Below are 11,449 nucleotides of genomic sequence, written 5' to 3' on the forward strand. Positions count from 1 at the left end.
TAGCGTGGCGTGAAGATCGTTCCCACCCGCCGGCGCTTCCTCTCCGCCCTCGCCACCGGCACCGCGGCCGTCGCCGTGGGCGGCTGCTCCCGGCCGGGGGGTGCGGCCACCGGTCCGGAGCCGGTACCCCCTCCCCTGGTGTTCCGGACCACGGCCGGCGGAGCGCGGCTGCTCCAGGTGCTGGCGCACCCCGACGACGAGCTGTACTTCATGAACCCGGACACCGTGCAGCTCGTCGAGGCGGGCGTCCCCGTGGTGTCGGTGTACGTCACCGCGGGCGAGGCGCTCGGCGTCAACCGCCCGCCGGGACGCCCGCGTCCGGCACCCGACAAGGCCGCCTACTCCGCCGCCCGCCACCAGGGGCTGCGGCAGGCGTACGCGGCGATGCTCGGCACCGACATCTTCACGCCCTGGCGGCGCGGCACCATGCGGCTGGCCCACGGCATGTCCGCCGAGGTCGACGAGCTGCGCGTGGGCGACCGCGAGGCGGTGCTGGTCTTCCTCAACCTCGCCATGCACGGCACGACCGCCAGGGTCGGGCTGCCGCAGCTGTGGCAACTGCCCGGCATGACACTGCCGACCTTCGCCTCCGCGGGCTCGCCCAACACCACCAGGGACACCTATACGCACGAGGTCCTGGTGGACGTGCTCGCCGGCCTGCTGGAGCGTTACCGGCCGACCGTCGTCCACACCCTCGACCCCGATCCGGACCTGGAGGCCAACGAGGCCACCCGGCGGCGGGACATCGAGCAACTGGGCTACAGCGACCACTGGGACCACACGGCGGCCGCGCTCTTCGCCTGGAAGGCCATCGCCCGCCACGCCGACACCGTGGCCCGCAGCGAGGGCGTCGCGCCCGCCTTCCTGGCGACGGCCTACCGCGGCTACTACAACCGCCACTGGCCCCACAACCTGCCGCCCGCGCTGCTGCGCCGGAAGGCCGGCTACCTCGCCCCGTACGGCGGCGCCCCCGACTGGCCGTGCGGCGACCCCTCCGGGTGCGGCGACTACCAGGTCGGCATGGGCAGACCGCTCACCAACCGCAAGGGCTGGGTGCGCAGCACCCATTACCGTCACCCCGGCACCCGCCTCGTCCCGGGGACCGACGCCCAGGGGCGGCTGGTGGCCCACGGTGTGCTCGGCACGCGCGCGGTGCGCTGGCGGGAGACGGCCCCCGGCAGCGGGCGCTGGGGCCCGCCGCGGGACCTGGGCGGCGGGCCGCTCGCCCCCGCGCTGAGCGTCGTCGCCGACCCGGCCGGCGGCGGGCCGCTGCTGTTCGCGCTGCGGTTCGCCTCCCTGGAGAGCGACCGGGCGGCGAACACCCGGGACGTGGTGGTGCTGGAGGAGGGCCGTGACTGGCAGGGGCTCGGCTCCCCCGAGGACGACCCGGACCGGGGCCGCAGGATCGGCGTGCCCGTCGCGGTGGCCGCCCCGGACGGCCGGGTGCACCTGTTCGTACGCAACGCCGCCAAGGGCCTGAGCGCGCGCGTACGGGAGCCCGACGGCATCTGGAGCGGCTGGCAGGACCTCGGCGGCGGCGAGGTCCAGGACGGGCTGAGCGCGGTCGTGGACCGCGACGAACGGGTCCATGTGTTCGCCGCCGGGCGGACCGCCGTACACCACTGGTCCCAGGACGCGCCGGGGCGGCCGCTCGCCTGCCGCGTACTGACCGCACTGCCGGTCCCGGCCGATCCCCCGGCCGCCGCCGCGGAGACCGACGGCTCGCTGTCGCTGGTCTACCGGCTGCCGGCGAGCGACGAACTCCTCGTCCACCGGCTCGGTGTCGTCCGGGCGGCGGCCGGACCGGACCGGCCGCGGGCCTTCGACGGCTACGGCCCGGTCGCCCGGGCCCACGGGCTGCTCGCCGGCCGGGCCGCCGACGGCGCCGCCCACGTGGCCGGTCTCGCCCACCCGGCCGGCGCGCTGCGCCCGGGCACCCCCGGGTACGGCTTCCCGGCCCTGCACACCCGCCCCGGCGCCCGGCCGGCCGTCGTGGGGTTCGGGACGGACGCGTCCCCCTGGATCTGGCGACCGGAACTGCGCACCCCGGTCTAGCCAGGTCCCGGCCCGGGGACAACGGGTCCGGGGACAACGGCGAGGGCCCCGGCCCACCGCTCACGCGGTGGACCGGGGCCCTCGTGCAACTCGCCTACGGCAAGCGGCAGATCGCCGGGATCCTTACTTCAGGATCTTGGTGACCTGGCCGGCGCCGACGGTCCGGCCACCCTCGCGGATGGCGAACTTCAGGCCCTCCTCCATGGCGATCGGCTGGATCAGCGCGACCGTCATGGCGGTGTTGTCGCCCGGCATGACCATCTCCGTGCCCTCGGGGAGGGTCACGACGCCGGTCACGTCCGTGGTGCGGAAGTAGAACTGCGGGCGGTAGTTGTTGAAGAACGGGGTGTGACGACCACCCTCGTCCTTCGACAGGATGTAGGCCTGGGCCTCGAAGTCGGTGTGCGGCGTGACCGTACCCGGCTTGATGATGACCTGGCCGCGCTCGACGTCCTCGCGCTTGATGCCGCGGAGCAGCAGACCGACGTTCTCACCGGCCTGGCCCTCGTCGAGCAGCTTGCGGAACATCTCGATACCGGTGACCGTGGTGGTGGTCTTCTCGGTCTTGATGCCGATGATGTCGACGGTCTCGTTGACCTTGAGGATGCCGCGCTCGATACGACCGGTGACGACGGTGCCACGACCGGTGATCGTGAAGACGTCCTCGATCGGCATCAGGAACGGCTTGTCGACGTCGCGCTCGGGGGTGGGGACGGCCTCGTCCACGGCCTTCATCAGACCGAGGAGCTTCTCGCCCCACTCCTTGTCGCCCTCCAGCGCCTTCAGCGCGGAGACGCGGACGACCGGCAGGTCGTCGCCCGGGAACTCGTACTCGGAGAGCAGCTCACGGACCTCGAGCTCGACGAGCTCCAGGATCTCCTCGTCGTCCACCATGTCGGCCTTGTTCAGCGCGACGACGATGTAGGGAACGCCGACCTGGCGGGCCAGGAGCACGTGCTCCTTGGTCTGCGGCATCGGACCGTCGGTGGCGGCGACCACGAGGATGGCGCCGTCCATCTGCGCGGCACCGGTGATCATGTTCTTGATGTAGTCCGCGTGACCCGGGCAGTCGACGTGCGCGTAGTGACGCGCGTCGGTCTGGTACTCGACGTGCGCGATGGAGATGGTGATACCGCGCTGCCGCTCCTCCGGCGCCTTGTCGATCTGGTCGAACGGCGTGAAGGGGTTCAGGTCCGGGTACGCGTCGTGCAGCACCTTGGTGATCGCAGCGGTAAGAGTGGTCTTACCGTGGTCGATGTGACCGATGGTGCCGATGTTGACGTGCGGCTTAGTCCGCTCGAACTTCGCCTTCGCCACTGGGGTCCTCCTGTGGAGTTGCTGTACGCCTTACTTCATCGGCGCCAGGGTGATCTTTGCTGGGTTACGGGCGGCCGGGGCATCCGACGCTCCCCTTGCGGTTCGCGGCGGAATGCCCCTAAGCCTCCCGGTCAAGCCTAGTGCGGGAACAACTGCTGGGTTACTCGCCCTTGGCCTTCGCGATGATCTCCTCGGCGACGTTCTTGGGAACCTCGGCGTAGGAGTCGAACTGCATCGAGTAGCTCGCGCGACCCGACGTCTTGCTGCGGAGGTCGCCGACGTAGCCGAACATCTCCGACAGCGGCACCAGGCCCTTGACGACCCGGGCGCCACTGCGCTCCTCCATGGCCTGGATCTGGCCACGGCGGGAGTTGAGGTCGCCGATGACGTCGCCCATGGACTCCTCGGGCGTGGTGACCTCGACGGCCATCATCGGCTCGAGGAGGACGGGGCTCGCCTTGCGGGCGCCCTCCTTGAAGGCCTGCGAACCGGCGATCTTGAACGCCAGCTCGGAGGAGTCGACCTCGTGGTAGCCACCGTCGAGAAGGATGACGCGAACGCCGACCATCTCGTAGCCGGCCAGGATGCCGAACTTCATGGCCTCCTGGGCGCCCGCGTCCACCGACGGGATGTACTCGCGGGGGATGCGGCCACCGGTGACCTTGTTGACGAACTCGTAGGAGGCGTCTCCGCCCTCCAGCGGCTCCAGCGCGATCTGCACCTTCGCGAACTGGCCGGTACCGCCGGTCTGCTTCTTGTGCGTGTAGTCGATCCGCTCGACCGTCTTGCGGATGGTCTCGCGGTAGGCGACCTGGGGCTTGCCCACGTTCGCCTCGACCTTGAACTCGCGCTTCATGCGGTCGACCAGCACCTCGAGGTGCAGCTCGCCCATGCCGCCGATGATCGTCTGACCGGTCTCCTCGTCCGAGTGGACCTGGAAGGAGGGGTCCTCCTCCGAGAGACGCTGGATGGCGACACCCAGCTTCTCCTGGTCGCCCTTGGACTTGGGCTCGATCGCGACCTGGATGACCGGAGCCGGGAAGTCCATGGACTCCAGGATCACCGGGTTCTTGTCGTCGGACAGCGTCTCACCGGTGGTGGTCTGCTTCAGGCCCATGACGGCGACGATGTCGCCGGCGCCCACCGAGTCGATCTCCTCACGCTTGTTCGCGTGCATGCGGTAGATCTTGCCGATGCGCTCCTTCTTGCCCTTGACGGAGTTCAGCACGGAACTGCCGGACTCCAGGCGGCCCGAGTACACCCGGACGAAGGTGAGCTTGCCGAGGTGCGGGTCGCTCATGATCTTGAACGCGAGGCCGGAGAAGGGCTCGTCGTCCGAGGGCTTGCGCTTGATGATCTGCTCGGCGTCGCCGACGGCGTGGCCCTCGATGGCCTCGACGTCCAGCGGCGACGGCAGGTAGCGCACGACCGCGTCGAGCAGGGGCTGGACGCCCTTGTTCTTGAATGCGGTGCCGCAGAACACCGGGGTGACGGTGACGGAGCCCGCGCCGCCCTTGGAGGCGAGGGTGATGCGGCGGATGGCCGCCATCAGCTGCTCCTGGCTGGGCTCGGTGCCCTCCAGGTACAGCTCCATCATCTCTTCGTCGTTCTCGGCGACGGCCTCGAGCAGCTTGCCGCGCCACTCGTCGGCAGCCTCGGTGTGGGTGTCCGGGATGTCGACGACGTCGTACATCTCGCCCTTGGTGGCCTCGGCGGACCACACGAGGGCCTTCATCTGGACGAGGTCGACCACGCCCTTGAAGTCGGCCTCGGCACCGATCGGCAGCTGCATGACCAGCGGAACCGCGCCCAGGCGGTCCACGATCATGTCGACGCAACGGTGGAACTCGGCACCGGTCCGGTCCAGCTTGTTGACGAAGCAGATGCGCGGCACGCCGTAGCGGTCGGCCTGACGCCACACGGTCTCGGACTGCGGCTCGACGCCGGCGACACCGTCGAACACCGTGACAGCACCGTCGAGCACGCGCAGGGAACGCTCCACCTCGACGGTGAAGTCGACGTGACCCGGCGTGTCGATGATGTTGATCGTGTGATCGACGTTCTCCAGCGGCCAGTGACAGGTCGTCGCGGCCGACGTGATCGTGATGCCGCGCTCCTGCTCCTGCTCCATCCAGTCCATCGTGGCAGCGCCGTCGTGGACTTCGCCGATCTTGTACGAGACACCGGTGTAGAACAGGATCCGCTCGGTGGTCGTCGTCTTGCCCGCGTCGATGTGGGCCATGATCCCGATGTTGCGGACCCTGGCCAGGTCAAGTGAAGTGGTAGCCATAAGGCTTCAGTCTTCTCTCGGTTCTCTCGATGGGGGCGCGGACTACCAGCGGTAGTGCGCGAAGGCCTTGTTGGACTCGGCCATCTTGTGGGTGTCCTCGCGACGCTTGACCGCGGCGCCCAGACCGTTGCTGGCGTCCATCAGCTCGTTCATCAGACGCTCGGTCATGGTCTTCTCGCGGCGGGCGCGGGAGTAACCCACCAGCCAGCGCAGCGCCAGGGTGTTGGCACGGCCGGGGCGGACCTCGATCGGCACCTGGTAGGTCGCGCCACCGACACGGCGGGACTTGACCTCGAGGGAGGGCTTGACGTTCTCCAGGGCGCGCTTGAGCGTGATGACCGGGTCCTGCCCGGTCTTCTCGCGCAGGCCCTCGAGGGCGCCGTACACGATGCGCTCGGCGGTGGAGCGCTTTCCGTGCAGAAGAATCTTGTTGACGAGCGACGTCACCAGAGGAGAACCGTAGACCGGGTCGATGATGACCGGGCGCTTCGGGGCGGGGCCCTTACGAGGCATTCTTACTTCTCCTTCTTGGCGCCGTAGCGGCTGCGGGCCTGCTTGCGGTTCTTGACACCCTGGGTGTCGAGCGAGCCGCGGATGATCTTGTAGCGAACACCCGGCAGGTCCTTCACACGGCCACCACGCACGAGCACGATGGAGTGCTCCTGCAGGTTGTGACCCTCACCCGGGATGTAAGCGGTGACCTCGATGCCGCTGGTCAGTCGCACACGCGCGACCTTACGCAGGGCAGAGTTCGGCTTCTTCGGGGTGGTGGTGTAGACGCGCGTGCAGACGCCGCGGCGCTGGGGAGACCCCTTCAGCGCGGGCGTCTTGTTCTTCTCGACCTTGTCTTGCCGGCCCTTTCGGACCAGCTGCTGGATCGTAGGCACCGTTTCTCCGGTTTCTGTGTGCCGATCTCGATACTTCTAACCTGGGGTTTCAGCGACTCACTCCGACCCACGCGGTCGGGTGTGTCGCGCACCTCATACGATTTCCGTCGAAGCGAAGTGCGTATTTGTCGGTGTTTCGGCCTCGGTGTCCCGTACGGACAAGTGCACGCACGAGAACCCGGGCACACCCCAGGCACAAGGTCAGAGCGTACCCAGCGCTCAGCCTTCGGTCAAAACATATGGTCTCGGCCGATGCCGCACCCTCCCGCCGGGCCCCGCCGGGGGCTCGCGGGAACGTACTCAGCCGTGACTGACCGCCACTACCACCATAACGACGATCGCCGTCAGCGCGACCGTGAACGCGGTGAGAAGGTATCCCATCACCAGGCCGCACACCGCGAGGGCGTCGCCCCGCTCGCCCGTGCGCCGGATCTCCCGGCGCGCCATGTGCCCCAGCACCACGGCCGGTATCCCGGGGATCAGCAGCCCGAACATCCCCACCGCGCCGCAGACCAGCGAGGCGACCGCCTTGGCGTTCACGGCCGGCGGCGGCGTGGGCAGCCGGCGGGGACGCGGGATGTCCACGGTGAGTCCGTACAGCTCCTGGTACGTCACCGCCTGGTAGGCCAGCCCGACCCGGTCCTCGAACTCCGGCTGGGTCAGCCGCCCTTCGGCGAACGCCGTCTTGAGCACGTCCACCGTACGCTCGCGATCATCGTGCGCAGCCCGCATCGCTCCATTATGCCCGGAAAACCACGTTCCGAGGGTGTCCCGTCACACGGTCGGCCGGACCGTGCCGCTCCTCCCCCGGCCCGACCTGCCCGCCAGGGCCCCCAGGCCCGTCCAGGACGGCGGAAAAGCCGCTGGGCGGCCACCCCCGAAGGGATGGCCGCCCAGCGGCCTCGAGCGGACGACTCAGCCGTTGTACGGGCCGTAGTCGTAGTCCTCCAGCGGGACGGCCTGGCCGGAGCCGGTGCCGAACGGGCTGTAGTCGATGTCGTCGTAGCCGACGGCCGAGTACATCGCGGCCTTGGCCTCCTCGGTCGGCTCGACCCGGATGTTGCGGTAACGGGCCAGACCCGTACCCGCCGGGATGAGCTTGCCGATGATGACGTTCTCCTTGAGGCCCAGCAGCGAGTCGGACTTGGCGTGGATCGCCGCGTCGGTCAGGACTCGGGTCGTCTCCTGGAAGGAGGCGGCCGACAGCCAGGACTCGGTGGCCAGCGAGGCCTTGGTGATACCCATCAGCTGCGGACGGCCGGAGGCCGGGTGGCCACCCTCCGCCACGACCCGACGGTTCTCGGTCTCGAAGCGGCCGCGCTCGACCAGCTCGCCCGGCAGCAGCTCCGCGTCGCCGGACTCGATGATCGTCACCCGGCGGAGCATCTGCCGGATGATGATCTCGATGTGCTTGTCGTGGATCGACACACCCTGCGAGTTGTAGACCTTCTGCACTTCCCCGACCAGGTGGACCTGGACGGCCCGCTGACCCAGGATGCGCAGCACGTCGTGCGGGTTGGTGGCACCCACGGTCAGCCTCTCGCCGACCTCGACGTGGTCGCCCTCGCCCACCAGCAGACGGGCACGCTTGGAGATCGGGTAGGCGATCTCCTCGGCACCGTCGTCCGGGGTGATGACGATCTTCTTGGTCTTCTCCGTCTCCTCGATCCGGATGCGGCCCGCCGCCTCCGAGATCGGGGCGACACCCTTGGGGGTACGCGCCTCGAAGAGCTCGACGACACGCGGCAGACCCTGGGTGATGTCGTCACCGGCCACACCACCGGTGTGGAAGGTACGCATCGTCAGCTGGGTGCCGGGCTCACCGATGGACTGGGCGGCGATGATGCCGACCGCCTCACCGATGTCCACCAGCTTGCCGGTCGCGAGCGAACGGCCGTAGCACATCGCGCAGGTGCCCACCGCGGACTCGCAGGTCAGGACCGAGCGGGTCTTGACCTCCTCGACGCCGTTGCGGATGAGCTGCTCGATGAGCACGTCGCCCAGGTCGGTGCCGGCGGTGGCCAGCACCTTGCCGTCCACCACGACGTCCTCCGCGAGGCAGCGCGCGTACACGCTGGTCTCGACGTCGTCCGTCTTGCGCAGCGAACCGTCCTCGGAGCGCTCGGCGATCGCCAGCTTGAGACCGCGCTCGGTGCCGCAGTCCTCCTCGCGGATGATGACGTCCTGAGAGACGTCGACCAGACGACGCGTCAGGTAACCGGAGTCGGCGGTACGCAGAGCGGTGTCCGCGAGACCCTTACGGGCACCGTGGGTGGAGATGAAGTACTCCAGCACGGTGAGACCCTCGCGGAACGACGCCTTGATCGGCCGCGGGATGGTCTCGTTCTTCGCGTTGGACACCAGACCACGCATACCCGCGATCTGACGCATCTGCATCATGTTTCCACGGGCACCCGAGTCGACCATCATGAAGATCGGGTTGGTCTTCGGGAAGTTCGCGTTCATCGCCTCGGCGACCTCGTTGGTCGCCTTGGTCCAGATCGCGATGAGCTCCTGCGTGCGCTCGTCCTTGGTGATCAGACCGCGCTCGTACTGCTTCTGGACCTTCTCGTCCTGTGCCTCGTAGCCCGCGATGATGGCCTTCTTGGCCTCGGGCACGACGATGTCGGAGACGGCCACGGTGACGCCGGAACGGGTCGCCCAGTGGAAGCCGGACGCCTTCAGGTTGTCGAGCGTCGCCGCCACGATGACCTTCGGGTAGCGCTCGGCGAGGTCGTTGACGATCTCGGAGAGCTGCTTCTTGCCCACCGGGTAGTCCACGAACGGGTAGTCCTCGGGCAGCAGCTCGTTGAAGAGCGCACGGCCCAGGGTCGTGTTCAGCCGGAAGGAGTCACCGAGCTGCCAGGGCTCCTCGCCCTCGACGTCCGCCGGCGGGGTCCAGCCACGCGGCGGGACGGTCCCGATCGGGAAGCGGATGTCGATCCTCGACTGCAGCGAGAGCTCGCGCGCGTCGAAGGCCATGATCGCCTCGGCGGTCGAGCCGAACGCCCGGCCCTCGCCCCGGAGCTCGCGCTCCTCCGCGTCCGTGGTGAGGAAGAACAGACCCAGGACCATGTCCTGCGTCGGCATCGTCACCGGACGGCCGTCGGCGGGCTTGAGGATGTTGTTCGAGGACAGCATCAGGATGCGGGCCTCGGCCTGCGCCTCCGCGGACAGCGGCAGGTGCACGGCCATCTGGTCACCGTCGAAGTCCGCGTTGAACGCGGTGCAGACGAGCGGGTGGATCTGGATGGCCTTGCCCTCGACCAGCTGCGGCTCGAAGGCCTGGATGCCGAGGCGGTGCAGGGTCGGCGCACGGTTCAGCAGCACCGGGTGCTCGGCGATGACCTCTTCGAGCACGTCGTACACGACCGTGCGGCCGCGCTCGACCATGCGCTTGGCCGACTTGATGTTCTGCGCGTGGTTCAGGTCCACCAGGCGCTTCATCACGAACGGCTTGAAGAGCTCCAGCGCCATGGCCTTGGGCAGACCGCACTGGTGCAGCTTGAGCTGCGGGCCGACGACGATGACCGAACGGGCCGAGTAGTCGACGCGCTTGCCGAGCAGGTTCTGACGGAACCGGCCCTGCTTGCCCTTGAGCATGTCGGACAGCGACTTCAGCGGACGGTTGCCGGGGCCCGTGACCGGGCGGCCGCGGCGGCCGTTGTCGAAGAGCGCGTCGACGGCCTCCTGAAGCATGCGCTTCTCGTTGTTCACGATGATCTCGGGGGCACCGAGGTCGAGGAGGCGCTTGAGGCGGTTGTTGCGGTTGATGACGCGGCGGTACAGGTCGTTCAGGTCGGAGGTCGCGAAGCGGCCACCGTCCAGCTGCACCATCGGACGCAGGTCCGGCGGGATCACCGGGACGCAGTCCAGCACCATGCCCTGCGGCTTGTTGGTGGTCTGCAGGAAGGCGGAGACGACCTTGAGGCGCTTGAGCGCACGGGTCTTCTTCTGGCCCTTGCCGGTACGGATGATCTCGCGGAGCTTGGCAGCCTCCTCGTCGAGGTCGAAGGACTCCAGGCGCTTCTGCAGCGCCGCGGCACCCATCGAACCCTGGAAGTAGGTGCCGAAACGCTCCCGCAGCTCGCGGTAGAGCAGCTCGTCACCCTCCAGGTCCTGGACCTTGAGGTTCTTGAAGCGGGACCACACCTCGTCGAGCCGGTCGAGCTCGCGCTGGGCACGGTCGCGCAGCTGCTTCATCTCACGCTCGGCGCCCTCGCGCACCTTGCGGCGCACGTCGGACTTGGCGCCCTCGGCCTCCAGCTCGCCGAGGTCGGCCTCGAGCTTCTTCTGCCGGGACTCGATGTCCGAGTCACGGCGCTGCTCGATCTGCTGACGCTCGACGGAGACCTGGGCCTCCAGCGAGGACAGGTCGCGGGTACGACGCTCGTCGTCCACCCACGTGATCATGTAGGCGGCGAAGTAGATGACCTTCTCGAGGTCCTTCGGGGCGAGGTCGAGCAGGTAGCCCAGCCGCGACGGAACGCCCTTGAAGTACCAGATGTGGGTCACGGGAGCGGCCAGCTCGATGTGGCCCATCCGCTCACGACGCACCTTGGCGCGAGTGACCTCGACGCCGCAACGCTCGCAGATGATGCCCTTGAAGCGGACACGCTTGTACTTGCCGCAGTAGCACTCCCAGTCCCGGGTGGGGCCGAAGATCTTCTCGCAGAAGAGTCCGTCCTTCTCGGGCTTCAGGGTGCGGTAGTTGATGGTCTCAGGCTTCTTGACCTCGCCATGGGACCACTGTCGGATGTCGTCCGCGGTCGCAAGGCCGATCCGCAGCTCGTCGAAGAAGTTGACGTCGAGCACTTTGTCGTCAATCCCTCTTTCGGGGTCGAAAGTCAAACATGTCTGAACGGTCCGGGGGAGGCGGGGAGCCGCTCACGGCGGCTCC

General features: G+C 68.5%; 7 protein-coding genes. 1 reads left to right on the forward strand and 6 read right to left on the reverse strand.

The features are described 5' to 3' along the window. Nucleotides 1-9 precede the first annotated feature (9 nt). Nucleotides 10-2,055: a PIG-L family deacetylase gene (locus OIE69_RS17730; RefSeq protein ID WP_326572871.1), complete on the forward strand. Its 2,046-nt coding sequence runs from the start codon at nt 10-12 to the stop codon at nt 2,053-2,055. A 123-nt stretch (nt 2,056-2,178) separates the two neighbouring features. Here the strand turns inward: OIE69_RS17730 and tuf are convergent, their stop codons facing one another. From tuf to OIE69_RS17760, 6 genes are all read right to left on the reverse strand, one after another. Continuing rightward, complete coding sequence (gene tuf, locus OIE69_RS17735; protein WP_089226439.1) at nt 2,179-3,372, reverse strand: elongation factor Tu; 1,194 nt, start codon at nt 3,370-3,372, stop codon at nt 2,179-2,181. A gap of 160 nt (nt 3,373-3,532) precedes the next feature. Further along, nucleotides 3,533-5,662: an elongation factor G gene (gene fusA, locus OIE69_RS17740; RefSeq protein ID WP_326572872.1), complete on the reverse strand. Its 2,130-nt coding sequence runs from the start codon at nt 5,660-5,662 to the stop codon at nt 3,533-3,535. A 42-nt stretch (nt 5,663-5,704) separates the two neighbouring features. Next, complete coding sequence (gene rpsG, locus OIE69_RS17745; RefSeq protein ID WP_018558864.1) at nt 5,705-6,175, reverse strand: 30S ribosomal protein S7; 471 nt, start codon at nt 6,173-6,175, stop codon at nt 5,705-5,707. Nucleotides 6,176-6,177: 2 nt separating this feature from the next. After that, on the reverse strand, nt 6,178-6,549 hold the full coding sequence (rpsL, locus tag OIE69_RS17750) for a 30S ribosomal protein S12 (protein ID WP_014144289.1): 372 nt from the start codon (nt 6,547-6,549) through the stop codon (nt 6,178-6,180). A gap of 300 nt (nt 6,550-6,849) precedes the next feature. Continuing rightward, nucleotides 6,850-7,281: a DUF1707 and DUF4190 domain-containing protein gene (locus tag OIE69_RS17755; RefSeq protein WP_089226437.1), complete on the reverse strand. Its 432-nt coding sequence runs from the start codon at nt 7,279-7,281 to the stop codon at nt 6,850-6,852. A gap of 183 nt (nt 7,282-7,464) precedes the next feature. Continuing rightward, on the reverse strand, nt 7,465-11,364 hold the full coding sequence (locus OIE69_RS17760; RefSeq protein WP_018558862.1) for a DNA-directed RNA polymerase subunit beta': 3,900 nt from the start codon (nt 11,362-11,364) through the stop codon (nt 7,465-7,467). Nucleotides 11,365-11,449 lie beyond the last annotated feature (85 nt).

This window comes from Actinacidiphila glaucinigra, assembly GCF_035918135.1.
Classification (GTDB): Bacteria; Actinomycetota; Actinomycetes; order Streptomycetales; family Streptomycetaceae; genus Actinacidiphila; species Actinacidiphila glaucinigra.